Here is an 18,144-nt window from a genome sequence, read left to right as displayed (position 1 = left end):
GTCTTTACGCACCAAGGCGCGCGGCGCGCGCCCCAGAAACGGATCGGGCCGCACTCCAGAGGAGCGCGGCCCGATTTGTCAGTGCTTCCGGTTCCCGGTCGATCCGGGAAAGGAAGATTAACGGAAGAGCGACAGGATCGACTGCGAGTTGCCGTTGGCGATCGACAGCGCCTGGATGCCGAGCTGCTGCTGAACCTGCAGGGCCTGGAGGCGGGTCGATTCCTTGTTCATGTCGGCGTCCACGAGCTGGCCGACGCCGCGGTCGATCGAGTCCATCAGGCTCTGCGTGAAGGTCTTCTGAAGGTCGATGCGGCTCTTGGCGGCGCCGAGGTTGGTGGCGGCCGTGGTCATGTCCTTCAGCGCACTTTCAACAACGCCGAGCATGGCGCCGATCTGGGTGTCGCTGGCGAAAAGCGTACCGTCGGTCAGCTGCATCGTCGAAACGGTGTAGGTGTCGGTACCCGCCGCAGCAGCACCCAGAGTCGGTGCCGAAGCAGCGCCTTCCACGCCCGCCGATGTGCGGTTGGAGTCTAGAATGCCCTTGTTGACGCCCACGTTGGTGCCGGCTTCGTAAAGTTTGATATCCTCGACCTTGATGTCGATGGTCGAGATCGAAGCCGCGCCGGAAGAGGTCCGGTTGAAGGCGGAGACGACCTTGACGTCGGTGGCCGTGGTTGCAGCGGCGTCGGTGGTGACCGACAGCATGTTGGTGCCGGAGAAGGTCGCAGCGTCCGCATAGGCCTTGAGCTGGTCCTGCAGGGCCTTGATCTCGATCTGGTACTTGGCCTTGTCGGCATCCGTCGAGCCACTGGCCGCGACCAGCTTGGTCTTGATCTGGTTGACGGTGTCGATCGCCTTGTTCATGCCGGTGTAGGCGGTGTCGACCTTCGAAGCGCCGAGACCGAGAGCATCCTGCACGGTCGAGAGGGCGTTGTTGTCCGAGCGCATCGTCGTGGCGATCGACCAGTAGGCGGCGTTGTCCGAAGCGTCGGCGACACGATAGCCGGTCGAGATGCGCGACTGGGTGATTTCAAGATTCTTGTTCGTGGAGCTCAAGCTCTGGAGGGCGGTCAACGCCGAAGCGTTGGTCATGATGCTGGCCATGGGTACTCGTACCTTTTACACGGGACTTTTTGCATACCGGATCGGCCGGTATGACGGTGCGGCATCATGCCAATGGTCGCCTGAGACGTGACCACCCGCCATGGCAGGCACAATGACCGACACTCCCTTCGAAAAGGATAAGCGTTATGGTTAACGAAGGGTAATTTTGCGCCCTGACGCGTCGTCAGGTGAAGGAGCGCACCAGCGAGCCGACCAAAAGGTTCCAGCCGTCGATCAGGACGAAGAACAGAAGCTTGAACGGCAGCGAAACCACTGTCGGCGGCAGCATCATCATGCCCATGGCCATGGTGATGGTCGCCACAATCAGATCGATGACGAGGAACGGCAGCACGATCAGGAATCCGATCTCGAAGCCGCGCCTGATCTCCGAGATCATGAACGCCGGAACGAGTATGCGCAAATCCACCGCCTCCTCGGCCACCGTCTGGCCGCGCTCCCGCGCGAGGTCGGCGAAAAGGTCGAAATCCTTGTCGCGCACATGGGCGACCATGAAGGTCCGGAACGGATCGGAAATCCGCTCCAGCGCCTCGGCCTGCGTGATCTCATTGTCCATCAGCGGCCGGACGCCGTTATTCCAGGCTTGGTCGAAGGTCGGCGCCATCACGTAGAAGGTCATGAACAGCGACAGGCTGATCAGGATCAGATTCGCCGGCGTGGTCTGTAGTCCGATACCTGCTCTAAGAATCGAGAAAGCGATGACGAAGCGGGTGAAGCTCGTCACCATGATCAGGAGGCCCGGCGCAACCGACAGGATGGTCAGCAGGCCGAACATCTGGATGATGTAGCCGACGGTTGTGCCGTCGGCCTGGCCGATAGCGCCGAGATCAAGCTGCTGCGCCTCGGCGATGGAGGCCGACGCCGCGAGCCAGACGAGAGTGGCGAGAAGTTTTCTCATTCGAACAGCAGCGTCCTGATCAGGAACTGTTTGACGTGGCCGTCGCTGCGGATTTTTGCGCGCTCCTCGAGATCGGCCTTCAGGTGCTGGAAGCCGCTCGCGCCCTCGACCTGGTGCAGCTTGACCGTGCGCAGATAGGCGAGCAGGTCCTGGTGGATGCTCTCGATCAGTTCCGGTGGCTGCGGCTCGTCGAGCACGACCGACGCTTCGAGGCGGATCCACACCTGTTCGGGGGCGGCCAGGTTGGTGGTGATGGCTGCGAGCGGGATAACGGTTCTTGCCTGCGCGGGTTCTTCTCCGTGGCCGCCAGCGGCTTCGCCGCCGTGACTGTCCGACGCATGCGCCGCCTGCTCCGCCGGTTCGCTGCTGCCGTTCAGATAAATTCCGGAGGCCCAGCCAAGCACGATCGCGGCGGCCGTCATGCCGAGCAGCACCGCCATCTGCACCAGCAGGGATGGTCCTTTCGGAAGAGAGGGGGTTTGTTCGGTGATCGCCATCTTTCACGCCGCCTAGAAGGGAAGAACCTGGTCGAGGAACTGCTGCCCGTAAGGCGGCTGCTGCACCTCGGTCAGTCTTCCCCGGCCGCCATAGGAAATGCGGGCCTCGGCGATGCGCTCATAGGAGATCGTGTTGTTCGGCCCGATATCGACCGGGCGCACAATGCCCGCAATAGTCAGGATCCGGAGTTCGGCGTTGACCCGCACCTCCTGCGAGCCGTTAATCACCAGATTGCCGTTCGGCATCACGTCAGTGACGATGGCGGCGACGGAAAGCTCGATCGTTTCCGAACGGGTGGTTTCGCCCGTTCCCGCCGACGCCGAGGTCGAGGCAATATCGGCGTCGGCGCTGCTGCCGGAGCCGATCCCGTCCCATTCATATTCCAGCGCGCCGCCGAGCGATTTGGTCGAGGTGCGGCTGCGGTCGGATTCGTTCTTAAACTTCGCGCGGTCGTTGATCTCGATCTCGACCGTCAGGATATCGCCGGGCGACAGCGCGCGCGGGTCGGTGAAGAGACGGCTCTGGCGGTCGTTCCACAGCGAAAAGCGCTTGACCGGCTGGGCGGGAGGTTCGGGATACTGATAGACCGACTGTGTGCCTGAGGCGACGCCGGAGCCGACGGCCGACAGCGCCGGCGGCTGGCCGATCTCCTTCAGATTCGAGCCGCAGCCGGCGAGTGCTGCCGCGGCGATGGCCAGCAAAAGCTTGCGGATCATGTCGGGTCTTCCCTTCGCGCGGCGCTCGCCATGATGCCGGTGAGGGCGGCCGCGGCCTTGCTTTCCATCTCGTTGAGGATAACGCCGGCGCGGCGCGAATCGAGCTTCATGAGGATGCCGGCGGCAAGTTCGACATCGAGCATGGCGAGCCGCTCGGCCGCGGCGTCCGGCTTCATGGTGGCGTAGATGTCGACGACATTGCCCTCGGCCTGCGCGAGGAAATCCTCGCGCCGCTTCATCCAGCTCTCGTACTCGGCGCGCTTCTCCTCGAGCAGTGCGATGCGCTTGTCGACTTCCTTCTGCAGCGTCTCCAGTTCCATCTTCTGCAGCGCATAGCGGCGGTCGCGCGCGGCGTCGGCGATGCTCGAACAAAAGCGCTGGATCTCGCTCTCCGTCTCGGCCGCGGCGACGACGGCCGGCGCCGTTTCGGTCGCTGCGGGACCGCCGGCTGCGAGCAGCGCGGCGAGGGTCGCTGCGGCAAGCGTCTTGCGGGCGATGCGCCTTGGCGGGGTCAGGAGATGAAATTTGGCCGGCATCGCGTCACCTATTGAAGTACGAGTTCGGCCTGCAGGGCGCCGGCGGACTTGATGCCCTGGAGGATGGCGATGATGCCGTCGGGCTTGACGCCGAGCCGGTTCAGCCCGGAAACCAGCGTTTCGAGATTTGGGCCATCGAGGATAGCGACGCGTCCGTCCGGCTGGTCCGTTTCGATAGCGGTGAACGGCTCGACCGCAGTCCGCCCCCTGGAGAATGGTTCGGGCTGCACGACCCTCGGCATCTCGGTGATGCGGACCGTCAGCGTGCCGTGGCTGATGGCGACGCGCGAGATCCTGACCTCGTTGCCGATGACGATGGTGCCGGTGCGCTCGTCGACCACTACCCGCGCCGGCATGTCGGATTCGACGACCAGATTTTCGAGTTCGGCGTAGAAGCGGGCGGCGGAGATCTTTTGCGGTTTCTGGATGATGACGGTGCGCGAATCCTGCTCTCGCGCCACGCGCTTGCCGAAGCGCTCCAACGCGTAGTCGTTGATCGCGTCGGTGATCCTCACCGCAGTCGAGAAGTCGGCGTTGCGGAGTTGCAGCGTCAGCTTGCCGACGTCGCCGAATTCGGCCTCGACCTGCCGCTCGATGATCGCGCCGTTGGGCACGCGGCCGGAGGTCGGCACGCCTTGCGTGATCTGCTCGGCTTCGCCCTGGGCGTTGAAGCCGGAGATGAATACCGGCCCCTGCGCGACCGCGTAGATTTCGCCGTCGGCGGCCTTCAGCGGCGTCATCACCAGCACGCCGCCGCCGAGCGACACCGCGTCGCCCAGCGAGGAAACGCTGACATCGATGCGCGCGCCGGACTGGACGAAGGGCGGCAGGTTGGCGGTGACGATCACCGCCGCGACGTTCTTGGCGCGCGCCCGGCCACCCTCGCTGGCGATGCCGAGATTTTCCAGCATGGCGCGGATCGACTGTTCCGTGAAAGGCGAGTTGCGCAGGCTGTCGCCTGAGCCTTGCAGGCCGATCACCAGGCCGTAGCCGACAAGCTGGTTGTCGCGTGCGCTCTGCAACTGCGCGATGTCCTTGATGCGCGAGGGAACGAGGTTTTGCCCCGGGTAGAGGTCGCGCTGCTCATATTCGGAACCGTCGCCGTTCACACCGGCTCCGCCGCGGCCGTCCTTGCGGATCAGCCCGTCGGCAAAAGCCGCCTGGACGCCGAGCGCGGTCGCGACCGCCATAATGAGCAAGCGGCGGATCATGTCGCTCCGACCCGGATCGAGCCGTCGGCCATGACCGTGCCAGAGAGAATCTTGCCGCTGTCGATGTTGCGGACCTTGACCAGATCGCCCGCCGAGCCGGGCTCGAGCGTGACCGCGCTTGCCGAGATCGTCAGCGCGCCTGAGACGAAGACAACTTCCACGGCCGCGCCCTGCTCGACAAGATACGCCTCGCGCAGCGAACTCAGCGGGATGTAGCGGCCGGTCAGCAGGGTGCGCTTGGCTACCTTGCCTTCGAGCTCTGCAAGCGTGACAGCGACCGCTTCCGGCGCCTGCTTGCCGGGCTTCAGCGTGACTTCTTTCAGCGCGTCGGCCGAGACCGTCTCGCCGGGATAGACGACGCGGTTGGGGATGAGCACGGTTTCCTGCGCAAGCGCGGGCAACGCGCCGGAAACCAGCGCGAGACCGGCAGCCGCGGCGTGAAGCAGAGCGCGCATCGACCGGAAAGCCATCGCCGCTACCTGATGTTCTTGGAGACGACGGCCGCCATCTCGTCGGCTGCCTGGATGACCTTGGAGTTCATCTCGTAGGCGCGCTGCGCCGAGATCAGCTCGGTGATTTCCTTGACCGGATCGACGTTGGAATTTTCGAGATAACCTTGTTCGACGGTGGCGTAGCCGAGATCGCCCGGCACGCCGATATTGGCTGCTCCGGAAGCCGGCGTTTCCTGGAAAAGGTTGTCGCCCAGCGGCGCAAGACCCGCCTCATTGGCGAAGCTCGCCAGCGTTAGCTGGCCGAGATCCTGCAAATCGACCTGGCCGTCCAGACGCGCGAACACCTGGCCGGATTTGTTGACGATGACCTCGACAGCATCGGCCGGAACATTGATGGCGGGCTGGACCGGAAAACCGTCAACCGTCACCAGCTGCCCGGTCGCGTTGGTGTTGAACGAGCCGGCGCGGGTGTAGAGCGTCTGGCCGTCGGCGCCTTCGATCTGGAACCAGCCATTGCCGGTCAGCGCGAGGTCAAACTTGTTGCCGGTGCTGGTCAGCCCGCCCTGGACATGGACGTTGCGCACCGCGCTGGTCTTGACGCCAAGGCCGATGCTCACGCCTTCCGGCACGAGGCTGGAATTGGCGCGGTTGGGCACGCCCTGCAGGCGATCGACCTGGTAAAGCAGGTCGGAAAATTCCGCCCGCGCCCGTTTGAAGCCGGTGGTGTTGATGTTGGCGATGTTGTTGGCGATCACTTCCAGATTGGTCTGCTGGGCGTTCATGCCGGTCGCGGCGATTGCGAGTGCCTTCATGGTCTCAATTCTCCTCAGATCGCCATGCGGCTGACTTCGAGATAGGCGGTCACGATCTTGTCGCGGATCGCCACCGCCGCTTGCAGCGACTGTTCGGCGCTCATCACAGCGTCGACTACCTGGCGTATGTCGGCCTCGCCCTGCAGAGCCTGGACGGAAACCTGTTCGGCCTGCTGGAGCGCGCCGATCGCGTCGCCGGCAGCACGCGTCAGCATCGCGGCGAAGGACGAGCCGGCATCGGCCGCCGCCGGCGCGGGGCTTTTGGAAAAGAGCCCGCTATCGCCGTCCGTATTGCCGATCTGGAGTTGCGGAACGGCCGCACTGAGGCCAGTGATCATTATTGGCTCCTCATCAGGTCGATGGTCATCGAGATCAGCGAGCGCGCCTGCTTGATGACCTGCAGATTGGCTTCATAGGAGCGGTTCGCCTCGGTCATGTCGGCCATTTCGATCAGCACGTTGACGTTTGGCATCATGACGTAGCCGTTCTCGTCGGCGGCCTCGTGGCCGGGCGAATATTCGACGGGGAAGGCCGAGGGATCGCGGTTGATCGCGGTCACGTCGACCAGCGAGCCGCCGCTGGCGCGGTCGAGCTCGGCGGCGAAGGTGATGGTCTTGCGGCGATAGGGTTCGGCGCCCGGCGTGTCGCCGGTCGACTGGGCGTTGGCAAGGTTTTCCGAGACGACGCGCAGCCGCTCCGACTGGGCGCCGAGGCCGGAGGCGGCAACCTTCAGGGCTGTCGAAAGCGGATCCACCGTCAGCTCCTCACGCTAGTCATCATCATGCGGTGAAACGCCTTGACGATCGCCGTGTTGAGCTCGAAGGAGCGGCTGATCTCGCCGGCCTTCATCAATTCGTTCTCGAGCACCACCGTGTTGCCGGACGGCATGGCCGAGATCTCCTGCCCGTTCTGCCGCACGGCATAGCCGGCCTCTGTCGCGCCGCCGCTGAGATGTCCCTCGTGGGTTGCTCTCAGGGCCACGCGCGTATTGTCGAGCACCTTCTCGAAGGGCTCGACGTCGAACGCGCCGTAACCGGGCGTGTTCACATTGGCGACGTTGCCGGCGACCGCGGCCTGGCGCACGGCCAGCCATTGCGACTGCTGTGAGGCGAGATCAAAGAGGTTGACGGGCTGCATAGAAATCTCCGGGCAGATTTCCATAAGATAGGCATGCAGTCTTGCGCGGACCTTGCGCTAGGGCGGTTATTTTGACAGTTCGATCACCTTGGCGGCGCTGGTGACGAGAACCCATTTGCCGTCGCGCTGCTCGATGCCGGCGACGCGGCTGTTGTCGGGCAGCCGAGAGCCGCGCTGCACCACCCAGAGGCCGGTATCGTCGGCGATCATGGCGCGGCCATTGGCGACGTGGACGAGGCGGAAGGCCACAATTTCGGGCGGGAAAGGCTGTTCGCTCAAGCTCGGCACGCCTTCGCTCGCGCCATCGTTTTCGGGCAGGGTGCCCGTCGCAAACAGGTCGAGCTTCATCGGCGGAATGTCCTCGACCGTCATCGGTGCGCCGACGCGGTCGGGCTGCGAGCCGAGATAGATCTGGCCTGTCTCGCGCTCGCCTTGGCCTTCGAATTTCAAGGCGCGAATGCCGAACTTCTCCTGGTTGAAGAAGATGTACCAGGGAAACAGCGCGCAGCCGAGGCCGAGCGCGATGCCCAGTCCGGCAATGACGAGGTCGCCGCGGCGGTCGCGGGACTGCGGCGTCAGTCCGGGCGCGACGGCTGCGCGCCGTCGGAACAGCCGGGGCATGAGCGAACGCCGCGCCGGCTTTTCGGCCGCCGACTGCGCCTGCAGCTTGCCGCGCAGGGCGTTGTCAATCTCCTTGAGCTGCATTGGGCTTGTCCTTGGCTCTCAGATGCCGCGCCAGATCGGCGAACGGGTCGGGCGAGGGGCGGTCGGCGGGTGATTGCGTCAGCGCCTCGTAGATCAGCGGAACCTGTCGCACCGCCATGTCGAGTTCGGCGTCGGCCCCTGGCTGGTAGGCGCCGAGCAGCCGGATGTCGCGGGTGTCCTCGAAGCGCGAGATCATCGATTTCAGCCTGGTCACAAGCGCGCGCTGTTCGTTGCTCCACGCCTTGGAAGCCAGCCGCGAGATCGAGGACAGCGGATTGACCGGAGGATAGCGGCCCTGCTCGGCGATCGAGCGGTCGAGCACGACATGGCCGTCGAGAATGCCGCGCACCGAATCCGCGACCGGATCGTTGTGATCGTCGCCATCGACCAGCACCGAGATGATGGCGGTGATCGATCCGGAGCCGTCGAGGCCCGGTCCGGCGCGTTCGAGCAGCTTCGGCAGGTCGGTGAATACCGATGCTGGATAGCCGCGCGCGATCGGCGGCTCGCCCGCTCCGATCGCCACCTCGCGCAGCGCATGTGCGAAGCGGGTGATGGAATCGAGCACCAGCAGCACGCGGTCGCCGCGCTCGCGGAAGTGCTCGGCGACGCGCATGGCGGTGTCGGGCGCGCGCTTGCGCATCATGGCGCTTTCGTCGCTGGTCGCGACCACGGCGATGGTCTTGGCCATGCTCTTTTCGCCGACCGTGTCTTCGAGGAATTCACGCACCTCGCGGCCGCGTTCGCCGACCAGGGCGACCACGACGGTATCGAAGGCGTCCGCCCCCGCGAGCATTGCAAGCAGCGTCGACTTGCCGACGCCGGAGCCCGCGAAAATGCCGAGCCGCTGCCCGAAGCAGATCGGCGTGAAAATGTCGATAACGCGAACGCCGGTGAGGAACGAGGTGCCGACGCGCTGGCGGGAGAGCGCCGATGGCGGCGTCGCTTCCACTGCGTCCAGAGGCTCGCCGGCAATGAGTAGCGCGCCACCGTCTATGGCCCGGCCGAGCGAATCGACGGCGCGGCCGCGCCACGAGATATGAGGCGTCACCGTAAACGGGCCTCGGTTGAACACGGCATCGCCGACGCCGGCGTCGGCTGATCGCTCGAAGGGCGCAACCAGCACTTCCTCCGGCCCGATCTGGACGATCTCGCCGCCTCGCAGGCCGGCTTGGCCGCGATGCTCGACGATGTCGCCCAGCCGGGCGGCGTCGGAAATTCCGCGTACGCGGTACTGCGTCTGCGACACTTCGGTGACGCGCCCGCCGCGCCGGATGAGCGTGCGGTCGTCGGCAAAGCGCCGCCAGGTGCGCTCCAGCGCGGTCAGGGCCGTGTCATGGGCTGGCCGGTCGATCAAGGCAGGCGGGTGCGCAGTCATCAGGCCTTGGAGCCGAGCGTTTCGATGGCGTTGCCGAATGTCTGCTCAGTGCTGCGCATCGCGGCGGCGATATTCTCAAAGGCGCGCTGCACTGCGATCAGCCGCGTCATTTCGAGCATCGGATTGACGTTGGAATCTTCGAGGAAGCCTTGCGCGACACCGACATCGACGCGGTCCACCAACGGCTCGGGCTGGCCGGCCGGCACGATGCCGGAATTGCCGAAGCGGGTGAAATTCGGGCCGGGTTCGAACGCGAACAAGCCGATCGCGCCGACGAGCTGGCCGTTCTGCCGCAGGACGCCGTCGGCGCCCGATTGCGGCGGGCCGTTGCGCGGATCGAGCTGCAGCGGCGCGCCGCCGGCGTCGAGCACCGGATAGCCTTCGATCGTCACCAGCTGGCCGGTATCGAGCATCGAGAAGCGGCCATCCCGCGTCATGACCGTGCCGACGGGGGTCTCGATGCCGAACCAGGCATTTCCCTGGATGGCGAAGTCGAACGGGTTACCGGTCTCGCGCAGCGAACCGGACTTGGCCGACAGATAGGTGTCGCCGGCCGAGGCGAAGGACACGGCGTCCTGGCCGAGTCCGGACACCACGTCCTCGAATTTGACGCCAGTGGCGCGGAACCCGACGGTCGAGGCGTTGGCGACGTTGTCGGCGATCGTGTTCAACCGGCGTTCCAGCGCGATCTGGGAGGAAAGGGCGACGTAGAGACCATCCTGCATTGCCGGCTCCTCAGCGCTTCATCGCCTGGATGGCGAACAGGGTGTTGGTCGAGATGCCGTATTCGACCGGCTGGCTGAACAGCACGCTAAGCGAAGTCTGCGCGGTCGATGTCGGGTTGTCGATCTCCCAGAGGCTAGTGAAGCGGGTGAGGAACTTGCCAAGCTCCTTGGGATCGGAAAAGTCCTCGATGTTGAGCTTGCTCTCGAAGAGCTGCACCTGCTTGTCGATATCGGCCGAGGCGAAGGAATCCGGCAGCGAGAGCACAGTCCGGACGACTCTGGCGAGCGCCGGGTCGGCCAGGATTTCATAGAAGGATGTGAGGGTTTCCGCCTTGCGCTCGAAATAGAGCGCCAGCCGCACGCCTTCATTCTGCTTCCCGGCGTCCTCCTCCAGCGTCTGGCGCATGAATTTGTCGATTGCGGGACGCTGGGCCAAACTGTAGGTGGTCGTCTCCTCTCCAAGCTCCTCGAAATTATACATCGACGCGAAGGCGACAAAGGTCTTGTCGGTCATCGTGTTGGCCAGGCTGTCGGGATTGCGAAGTCCCCCCTCCAGAACCGCCCTGGCGAGATCCTTGTTCTCTTCCGTGTCGTCCAGGCCAAAGGCGGCAAGAGCAAACTGGGCCAGCCTGTCATTGGACATGAGATCGCCGATGGATTTCACGTTAACGATGTTGGCGAGGTAGTAGGTCACCTCGGCCTGCACCGACGCGGAAGTGGGATCGACGCCGGCAATCGCCGCCTGGGTTTGGTAGTTCGCGACCGCGCCCTGCTGCGCCTTGTTGTAGACGGTCGCCAGTTCGCCATGCGCGGCGAAGTTGAAGCTCTCGACGAATTCGGCATAACGCTTGTCGGTCAGCTTGTTGGCGAAGCTTTCGGGGTCGGAAACGCCTTCCTTCAGGGCCTTGACCATGAAGGCCTTGGCGTAGGCCATGTCTTCGAGCCCGTGCGCCTTCATCGCGTAGCGAAACAGGCGATCGTTCTTGACGAACTCGTCGATGGTTTTCACCTTGGTGATGTTTTCGAGGTAGTACTTCGTCTCGCGGTCCACCATTGGCTGGTTTTCGACGCGATCGAGCGCCTTCGGGAGATCCCTCGCTATAAGCTGGTAGCTGGTGAATGTGTTGATCACGGGCAGGCCTCCGGCCGAAGCTATCCGGCGAAGCTACTAGGCGACGCTTGCGCGAAACTGAATCGCCGCCGCTGTCGCTTTCAAGCCTCACACAAGGCACGGACTGTATTGCCTTCCGGTAGGTTGGAATGCGGAAGGACTGACTGTGGGCATACTGATCGGACTTGTGGTGACGATGGGCTGCGTGCTGGGCGGCTTCATGGCCATGGGCGGTCACGTCGACGTGCTCATGCAGCCTTGGGAATTCGTCATTATCGGCGGCGCCGCGTTCGGAACTTTCCTCGTCGCCAATCCGATGGCGACCGTGAAGGACACCGGCAAGGCCTGCATGGAAGCCTTCCGCCAGGCGACGCCGAAGGAGCGCGACTACCTCGAAACGCTGGGCGTGCTGCACAGCCTGATGCGCGAATTGCGCACCAAGTCGCGCAGCGAGGTCGAAGCGCATATCGACAATCCCGCCGAATCGACCGTGTTCCAAGCATTCCCGACGGTGCTCAAGCGGCACGATCTGACGCATTTCATCTGCGATTACTGCCGGCTGATCATCATCGGCAATGCGCGCAGCCACGAGATCGAGGCGCTGATGGACGAGGAAATCCACACGATCCGCTCCGACAAGCTGAAATCCTACCACGCCCTGGTCGCGGTCGCCGACGGCCTGCCGGCGCTCGGCATCGTCGCGGCCGTGCTCGGGGTGGTGAAGGCGATGGGCGCGCTCGACCAGTCGCCGGAGATACTGGGGGCGCTGATCGGCGCGGCACTTGTCGGCACCTTTCTCGGCATCTTCCTGTCCTATGCGGTGGTCGGGCCGATCGCCACCAAGATCAAGATCGTCAGGGACAAGAACAACCGCCTCTACGTGATCGTGAAGCAGACGCTGCTCGCCTACATGAACGGCTCGCTGCCGCAGGTGGCTATCGAATTCGGCCGCAAGACCATCTCCTCCTATGACCGACCGTCGATCGATGCGGTCGAGCAGAGCACCATGAACACCGCCGCCGCCGCAGGCGATGCCGCCAAGAAGGCGGCCTGAGCCGATGGCGCTGGCTGAACGGAGCGTCGGCTGATGGCAAGTCCGGCCAGCCCCGCCGAAACACGCGCCTTCATCCTGGAGCGCCTCGTCGGCGACCGGGGCGAGACGCAGCATGTGATTGAGGCTGCGCGCGGCCTCGGCGCGCGTGCTCTGCCGATCCTGTCCGACAGCCTCAACGCCACGCTGGCCTCGCCGCTCACCATCGAACTCGGCAATATCGACGTGATGCGGCTCGGCGACGTTAAGCCGGACGCAAACGGCAACCAGGCGATGACGATCGCATCATCGCCGATGTCGTCGGACGCGCTGGTCATGCTGGTCAATCCCGACGCCATCGCCGTCGTGGTCAGCGCGCTGTTCGGGGGCGATCCCGACATGCCGGTGGCGCCGATAGAGCGCGAGCTGTCGCCGACCGAGATCGAGGTGGCGACGATGATGTGCCAGGAGGTGGCGACCTCCGTGAACGGCTGGGGCGCTCGCGCGCTCAACATCCACTTCCCGCTGCCCACGGCGATTGCCGGGGCCAAGCGCAAGGGCAAGGTGCTGCGCGATGGGCCGGCGGTTCGCATCGAGTTCAAGTTCACGCTCGGTCCGAGCTCGGGGATTCTCTACCTCCTGATGCCGCAACGCGTGCTGATGCACCGAACGGGATCTGACGCTGTCGGCGGTGGCCCGGCCGTCACCGACTGGCGCGCGCGCTTCAGCGAGGAAGTCATGCGCTCGACGGTGACGCTTGAAGCGGCAATGCCGCTCGCCCGCATGACGCTTGGCGACATCGCCGGGTTCCACGAAGGCCAGGTGATCGAACTGGAAGAAGGCGCGCAATCGCAGGCCCGGCTTTCCGCGCGCAAGAAGACGCTGTTCGTCTGCGAATTCGGCAAGCTTGGACAGAACTACACGGTCAGGATCAGGCATCAGTCCGATGCCGGCCAGGAATTTATCGACGGGCTGATGACCGGGTGACACGAAGCGTCGCTCCGGGCTGACGCCCAGGAATTGGAGAGCATGATGACCCAGACAAACGCCGCGGCGACCGAAGCCGACCTGCCAGAAGAGCAGCTGAACCGGGCGATCGAGGAGTTGCGCGGCGTGCTGCACGACGAGCCGCAGCGGCCGGGGAGCGGTCCGACCGTCGAGGCCTCGATGCAGAACTCCGGCGTCATCATGAACATTCCGGTCGACGTCCAGATCGTGCTCGGCAGCACCGAAATGCCGGTTTCGGAGCTGATGGCGCTGCAGAAGGGCTCCACCGTCGCGCTCAACCGGCGCATTGGCGAGCCGGTCGACGTCGTGGTCAACGGCCGCAAGATCGCGCGCGGCGAGATCACAGTGCTCGAAAACGACCCGTCGCGCTTCGGCATACGCCTGACCGAAATCATCAGCGCGAAGCCCGCCTGATGCGCAAGCCTCTGCTTCCCGCCGGCCGCGAAAGGTTCGACGCATGACGACGACGAGCCTTGCCACGCTGACGCGGCCGCAGAAGGCCGCAGCCATATTGGTGGCGATGGGAAAGCCGTCGGCGAGCCGCTTGCTCAAATTCTTCAAGCAGGAGGAGTTGAAGGCGCTGATCGAGGGCGCGCGGCAGTTGCGAACCATTCCGCAAAGCGACCTGGAGAAGATCGTCGCCGAATTCGAGGCCGAGTTCACCGAGGGCGCGGGGCAGCTCGATTCGGCCGACAAGATGGACGACATTCTGAACGAGGGACTGTCGCCGGAGGAAGTGCAGGCGCTCAAGGGCGACGCCAAGCCGCTCAATGCCGCCAAGACGCCGCCGCCGATCTGGCCGCAACTGGAAAAGGCCGATCCGCTGCGGCTGGGCGCGTTCATCGCGGCCGAACACCCGCAAACTTCTGCGCTGATCCTTTCCAAGCTCGCACCGCAGGCCTCGGCCAATGTGCTGCTGACGCTGGAAAAGGGACTGCGCGGCGAGATCGTCAAGCGGATGATGGCGCTGACCTCCATTCCCGAAACCGCGACCAGGATCGTCGAAGGGCAATTGCGCAGCCGCGTTCTCTCAGAAAGCACGACCAAGGACACGTCCGCGGGGCAGAGCCGCGTCGCCAGCGTGCTCAACGAGATGGAAAAGTCGCAGATGGACGAGGTGATGGAAGACCTCGAGAAATCCGGCGCGCCCGACCTCGACGGCGTGCGGGCGCGGCTGTTCTCGTTCGACGACATCGTGCTGATGACGCAGAAGGCGCGGGTGGCGCTCTTCGACGGGCTCTCGACCGAACTGGTGACGCTATGTCTGCGGGGCGCGCCGCCGGACATGACCGAAGCAGTGCTGTCGGCGATCGGCGCCCGATCGCGGCGCATGATCGAATCCGAACTTTCGCAAGGGTCGGAAGGGATCCCCATGGCCGACATCCTCAAAGCGCGGCGGTCGATCGCCTCGACCGCGATCCGCATGTCGCATGAAGGAGCCTTCGAACTGCCCACGGCCGCCTCCCAGGCTGCCGCGGCCTGACCGCGCGCTGAACGGATCGTCACCCGATGTCTGAGAGCGCCGACAAGGACAGCAAAACCGAGGAAGCGACCGAAAAGAAGATCCGCGACACCATCGACAAGGGCAAGACGCCCAGCTCGAAGGAAACGACGATCCTGGCTTCCTTCGTGGCGATACTGGTGTTCGCAGTCTTCTTCGCCGGCGATAGCGTCAACGAGCTCGGCGTGTTCCTGTCCATGTTCCTGGAAAAGCCCGAAGCCTGGCCGCTCAGCACCGAGCGCGACGTGATCGAGCTCTACAGCGGCGTCATCATGCAGATCGCCAAGATGCTCGGCGTCATGATGGTGCTGCTCGTCGTGGCGGGCATCGGTTCGTCGGCTTTGCAGAACATGCCGCAATTCGTCGGCGAGCGCATAAGGCCGCAGGCGTCGCGCATCTCGCTCGCCTCGGGGTGGAAGCGACTGTTCGGCATCCAGGGTTTCGTCGAGTTCCTCAAATCGCTGGGCAAGCTTGGCTTCGCCATACTGGTCCTCGTCTTCACGCTCGGCGAAAGCCATCACCGGCTTCTGGCCGGCATGATGACGCCGCCCGCGGCTTTCGGCCTGGTGATCCGCGATATCGCCATCGACATCCTCGTCGCCATCGTCTTCGTCATGGGGGTGATCGCGGCGATCGACTTCGTGTGGTCGCGGTTCCACTGGCGTCAGGAACTCCGCATGACCCGCCAGGAGGTCAAGGACGAGATGAAGCAGTCCGAAGGCGATCCGATCGTCAAGGGCCGCCTGCGCTCGCTGGCGCGCGATCGCGCCCGCCGCCGCATGATGACGGCAGTGCCGCGCGCCACGCTGATCATCGCCAACCCGACCCACTTCTCCATTGCTCTCAGATATGTGCGCGAGGAGAATTCGGCGCCGGTGGTGCTGGCCAAGGGCCAGGATCTGGTGGCGCTGAAGATCCGCGAGATCGCGGCCGCCCACAACATCCCGGTCTTCGAGGACGTGGCGCTCGCCCGATCCATGTACAAGCAAGTTTCGGTCGATAGCGTCATTCCTGCCCAATTCTACCAGGCGGTCGCGGAACTCGTGCGGATCGTCTACGGCAACAAGCGCAAAGCGAACTGATGAACCGACAGCCGCACGCACCGAACCGCGAGATCATCGTCGCCAAAGCCATCGAGGAAGTGGTCAGCGAGCTTCGGCTCGTCGACGTCGCCGACTACATCGCCTTCATCAGGCTGGAGCATTTCGCCTGCATTTCCGACATCGTTGATTCAGCCGCCGAGCTGTTCTTCATGCCGGAAACGCTGCGGCTCGGCCATGGCGGCGAAGCGCATGTCGGCTGGACCGAGAACCCGCGCATCGTGCTCGACCTCGAACTTCGGCCGCGCGGCGCGACCGTCTATTTCGCGCTGTCGCTGACGGCGCTGCATGCCTCCGTCGAGGTCAACTACGTCGCCTTCGACGCGCCCGATCCCGATCCCGAGCGAAACACGGCTTTCTTGGAGGCTGCGCTTGAAGCGGCGCGTATTCGCAAGACGGCTGCTATCTCCCCCCTTGCGGGGGAGAATGGATTTTCACGATCGTAGCGGGGCTCTTGCGAAGGCTAAGCCGTAGAAAATCCAGCAATTCGACAGAACCCTAGCCGCCGAATTTGTAGCGCATGCCGAACGAGATGATGTCGACGCTGCCCTCGGCCGTGCCTGCGTAACGGATACCCGCTGTCGTCTCGTCCACCGGCCCATCGTCCACAAAGAGGTGCGAATAGCCGAAGTCGATCGAAAGCTGCTCGTTCCAATTGTAGCTTGCGCCAACGCTTGCCCAGATGCGGTCCGCATCCGGCAGCCGCATGGAGCGGTCCTCGTCCTGGGTCGGCGCAATCTCGTAGCCGACACCGGTCCGGAACGTCAGATTGGGATTGAACTTGTACTCGCCGCCAAGCGAGAAGAACCATCCATCGTCGTAGTTGAGAGCCAGATCCGAGCCGGCGGGCGAGCCTTCGAACGGCACAGTCTGGATGCGGCTCCAATTGGTCCATTCAAAGCCACCCATGACCGTGAACGCGTCGTTGATCCGCTGACGCACGCCGACGGAGACAGTTTCAGGCAGCGTCAGGTCGGCGGTGATCGGATAGGTTCCCGCTGGAATCGTGCCGATTGGCGTCACAACCGGGATGTCGAAGGTCTGGCTGCCGCCCAGCGAATGCTTGACCGCCGAACGGTAGCCGATGCCGATGGTAGTGCCGTCGAACGGCGTCAACGTCACGCCGGCGACCAAACCGACATCGACGTCGTCGCCCTCAAGCCGTTGCCGGGGTGGCGCGGCAGTCGGCGCCAGCGCCGTTTCGATGTCGACATCGAAATATTCGATCTGCATGCCGACGGCGACGCTGACCATGTCGTTGACCTTGAAGCCGAGGACCGGGGTCGCATTGACCGAGACCGCCTCCGCTTCGAGATGGCTGAACATCCCAACCCACGGCGCGTCCGAAGTCGTAGCGAGGCCGTAGGGCGCGGTGACGCTCAGGCCGATATAGAACTCATCGGTAAGCGGCATCGCGAAATAGGTCGCGGGCACAATGCCGGTTTCGCCGACATTGCCGCCACTGCTCGTGATGCCAAACGCGGCGAGCGTCGAACGCGATGGGTCCACGTCAAGCTCGGACTCTGGGAAAATAGCGGTCAAATTGCCCTCGACGGTCATGCCGGTCACCGTGGTCACCGCCGCCGGGTTCCAGAACATCGAGCTGATCGAATCGCCGGGCGCCGCCATGCCGGCAAAACTCGAGCCCTGTCCGTAGGCGGATTGCTCGCGGACCGCAAAGCCCCCGGCCTCCGCTGTCGCGACCCCCGCTATCACCGCCACTATCGTCGAAACAAAGGATATTGCGCGGATCTTGCTACGCCGATGCCCACCGCCGCTTCGAGGCGACGATAGCGCCACCTCAGAAGAAATCGAAGGATCGGATGCTGTTGCCGGCGTCGACTGGAGCGGCCAGCGCTTCCAGGACGTCAATGATGGGATGAGGGCAAATCCAACTGCCCCATCTGCCAAAACGGCGCGGAGAAAACGGCTCAGGCGCATTTAGAGATCCCCTCTGCATCAAGCCAAGCCCACCCCACCCTTGATGTGAAGGTGAATTATCATTGCTTACCAATCAATTGCTTTTTGACCCGAACGTCATTGCGTCTTGCTGTGTGACGCATCGGCCACAGTGTCAGCAGCTGAGGAAAACTCGCCGAAGTCACCTTTTGCGTGCGAAAGCGTTCTATTGCGGTCGTTCGTAGGAACGCCGGCATTCCACCCCAATCAAGACGTTCCGAGACGGCGGTTTCAACGGCAGCTAC

23 protein-coding genes are annotated in these 18,144 nt (G+C 64.0%); 6 read left to right on the top strand and 17 right to left on the bottom strand.

The window, feature by feature from the left end:
* Positions 1-117 precede the first annotated feature (117 nt).
* From G6N73_RS30765 to G6N73_RS30695, 15 genes are all read right to left on the bottom strand, one after another.
* Positions 118-1,104: a flagellin N-terminal helical domain-containing protein gene (locus G6N73_RS30765; protein ID WP_165033733.1), complete on the bottom strand. Its 987-nt coding sequence runs from the start codon at positions 1,102-1,104 to the stop codon at positions 118-120.
* A gap of 184 nt (positions 1,105-1,288) precedes the next feature.
* Entirely contained in the window at positions 1,289-2,020 is a 732-nt protein-coding gene (fliP, locus tag G6N73_RS30760; RefSeq protein WP_165033732.1) for a flagellar type III secretion system pore protein FliP, read from the bottom strand.
* Complete coding sequence (locus G6N73_RS30755) at positions 2,017-2,517, bottom strand: flagellar basal body-associated FliL family protein (RefSeq protein ID WP_165033731.1); 501 nt, start codon at positions 2,515-2,517, stop codon at positions 2,017-2,019. Before G6N73_RS30755 ends, fliP begins: the two co-directional genes overlap by 4 nt.
* Before the next feature lie 12 nt (positions 2,518-2,529).
* Positions 2,530-3,234, bottom strand: a complete 705-nt coding sequence (gene flgH, locus G6N73_RS30750; protein ID WP_165033730.1) for a flagellar basal body L-ring protein FlgH — start codon at positions 3,232-3,234, stop codon at positions 2,530-2,532.
* The gene (locus G6N73_RS30745; RefSeq protein WP_165033729.1) at positions 3,231-3,770 is read right to left on the bottom strand and encodes a MotE family protein; all 540 of its coding nucleotides are present in this window, start codon (positions 3,768-3,770) and stop codon (positions 3,231-3,233) included. Before G6N73_RS30745 ends, flgH begins: the two co-directional genes overlap by 4 nt.
* Before the next feature lie 8 nt (positions 3,771-3,778).
* On the bottom strand, positions 3,779-4,981 hold the full coding sequence (locus G6N73_RS30740; protein WP_165033728.1) for a flagellar basal body P-ring protein FlgI: 1,203 nt from the start codon (positions 4,979-4,981) through the stop codon (positions 3,779-3,781).
* Complete coding sequence (flgA, locus tag G6N73_RS30735) at positions 4,978-5,451, bottom strand: flagellar basal body P-ring formation chaperone FlgA (protein WP_165033727.1); 474 nt, start codon at positions 5,449-5,451, stop codon at positions 4,978-4,980. Before flgA ends, G6N73_RS30740 begins: the two co-directional genes overlap by 4 nt.
* A gap of 5 nt (positions 5,452-5,456) precedes the next feature.
* Positions 5,457-6,245, bottom strand: a complete 789-nt coding sequence (gene flgG, locus G6N73_RS30730; RefSeq protein WP_165033726.1) for a flagellar basal-body rod protein FlgG — start codon at positions 6,243-6,245, stop codon at positions 5,457-5,459.
* A 14-nt stretch (positions 6,246-6,259) separates the two neighbouring features.
* On the bottom strand, positions 6,260-6,583 hold the full coding sequence (fliE, locus tag G6N73_RS30725; protein ID WP_165033725.1) for a flagellar hook-basal body complex protein FliE: 324 nt from the start codon (positions 6,581-6,583) through the stop codon (positions 6,260-6,262).
* The gene (gene flgC / locus G6N73_RS30720) at positions 6,583-6,999 is read right to left on the bottom strand and encodes a flagellar basal body rod protein FlgC (RefSeq protein WP_165033724.1); all 417 of its coding nucleotides are present in this window, start codon (positions 6,997-6,999) and stop codon (positions 6,583-6,585) included. Before flgC ends, fliE begins: the two co-directional genes overlap by 1 nt.
* 2 nt (positions 7,000-7,001) lie before the next feature.
* Positions 7,002-7,382 carry a flagellar basal body rod protein FlgB gene (gene flgB / locus G6N73_RS30715; protein WP_165033723.1) on the bottom strand — a complete coding sequence of 127 codons (381 nt, stop codon included), beginning with the start codon at positions 7,380-7,382 and terminating at the stop codon, positions 7,002-7,004.
* 66 nt (positions 7,383-7,448) lie between these two features.
* The gene (locus tag G6N73_RS30710) at positions 7,449-8,087 is read right to left on the bottom strand and encodes a hypothetical protein (protein ID WP_165033722.1); all 639 of its coding nucleotides are present in this window, start codon (positions 8,085-8,087) and stop codon (positions 7,449-7,451) included.
* Positions 8,068-9,465, bottom strand: a complete 1,398-nt coding sequence (gene fliI / locus G6N73_RS30705; RefSeq protein ID WP_165033721.1) for a flagellar protein export ATPase FliI — start codon at positions 9,463-9,465, stop codon at positions 8,068-8,070. Before fliI ends, G6N73_RS30710 begins: the two co-directional genes overlap by 20 nt.
* Positions 9,465-10,190 carry a flagellar basal-body rod protein FlgF gene (gene flgF / locus G6N73_RS30700; protein ID WP_165033720.1) on the bottom strand — a complete coding sequence of 242 codons (726 nt, stop codon included), beginning with the start codon at positions 10,188-10,190 and terminating at the stop codon, positions 9,465-9,467. Before flgF ends, fliI begins: the two co-directional genes overlap by 1 nt.
* A 10-nt stretch (positions 10,191-10,200) precedes the next feature.
* On the bottom strand, positions 10,201-11,322 hold the full coding sequence (locus G6N73_RS30695; protein ID WP_165033719.1) for a DUF1217 domain-containing protein: 1,122 nt from the start codon (positions 11,320-11,322) through the stop codon (positions 10,201-10,203).
* A gap of 145 nt (positions 11,323-11,467) precedes the next feature.
* On the opposite strand from G6N73_RS30695, the gene motA reads away from it, so the two are divergent.
* Genes motA through G6N73_RS30665 form a run of 6 tightly spaced genes read left to right on the top strand, consistent with a single transcriptional unit; the run spans position 11,468 to position 16,386 of the window.
* Entirely contained in the window at positions 11,468-12,355 is an 888-nt protein-coding gene (motA, locus tag G6N73_RS30690; protein WP_165033718.1) for a flagellar motor stator protein MotA, read from the top strand.
* Between the two features lie 33 nt (positions 12,356-12,388).
* Positions 12,389-13,318, top strand: a complete 930-nt coding sequence (locus tag G6N73_RS30685) for a FliM/FliN family flagellar motor switch protein (protein WP_165033717.1) — start codon at positions 12,389-12,391, stop codon at positions 13,316-13,318.
* A 45-nt stretch (positions 13,319-13,363) separates the two neighbouring features.
* Positions 13,364-13,753: a flagellar motor switch protein FliN gene (gene fliN, locus G6N73_RS30680; protein WP_165033716.1), complete on the top strand. Its 390-nt coding sequence runs from the start codon at positions 13,364-13,366 to the stop codon at positions 13,751-13,753.
* Positions 13,754-13,796: 43 nt separating this feature from the next.
* Entirely contained in the window at positions 13,797-14,822 is a 1,026-nt protein-coding gene (locus G6N73_RS30675) for a flagellar motor switch protein FliG (protein ID WP_165033715.1), read from the top strand.
* A 26-nt stretch (positions 14,823-14,848) separates the two neighbouring features.
* Positions 14,849-15,922: a flagellar biosynthesis protein FlhB gene (gene flhB / locus G6N73_RS30670; RefSeq protein ID WP_165033714.1), complete on the top strand. Its 1,074-nt coding sequence runs from the start codon at positions 14,849-14,851 to the stop codon at positions 15,920-15,922.
* Positions 15,922-16,386 (top strand): hypothetical protein, encoded by a 465-nt coding sequence (locus G6N73_RS30665; protein WP_165033713.1) that lies wholly within the window; start codon positions 15,922-15,924, stop codon positions 16,384-16,386. The genes flhB and G6N73_RS30665 overlap by 1 nt, the downstream gene beginning before the upstream one ends.
* 52 nt (positions 16,387-16,438) lie before the next feature.
* Here the strand turns inward: G6N73_RS30665 and G6N73_RS30660 are convergent, their stop codons facing one another.
* Positions 16,439-17,656 (bottom strand): outer membrane protein transport protein, encoded by a 1,218-nt coding sequence (locus G6N73_RS30660; protein ID WP_165033712.1) that lies wholly within the window; start codon positions 17,654-17,656, stop codon positions 16,439-16,441.
* A gap of 284 nt (positions 17,657-17,940) precedes the next feature.
* A partial coding sequence (locus G6N73_RS36525) for a hypothetical protein (protein ID WP_206079187.1) occupies positions 17,941-18,144 on the bottom strand: 204 nt, incomplete at its 5' end.

Origin of the sequence: Allomesorhizobium camelthorni (assembly GCF_011045125.1) — a bacterium.
In the GTDB taxonomy this organism is placed as follows: Bacteria; Pseudomonadota; Alphaproteobacteria; order Rhizobiales; family Rhizobiaceae; genus Allomesorhizobium; species Allomesorhizobium camelthorni.
Note: the sequence above shows the minus strand (reverse complement) of the source record. Positions and strands in the feature narration are given on the sequence as shown.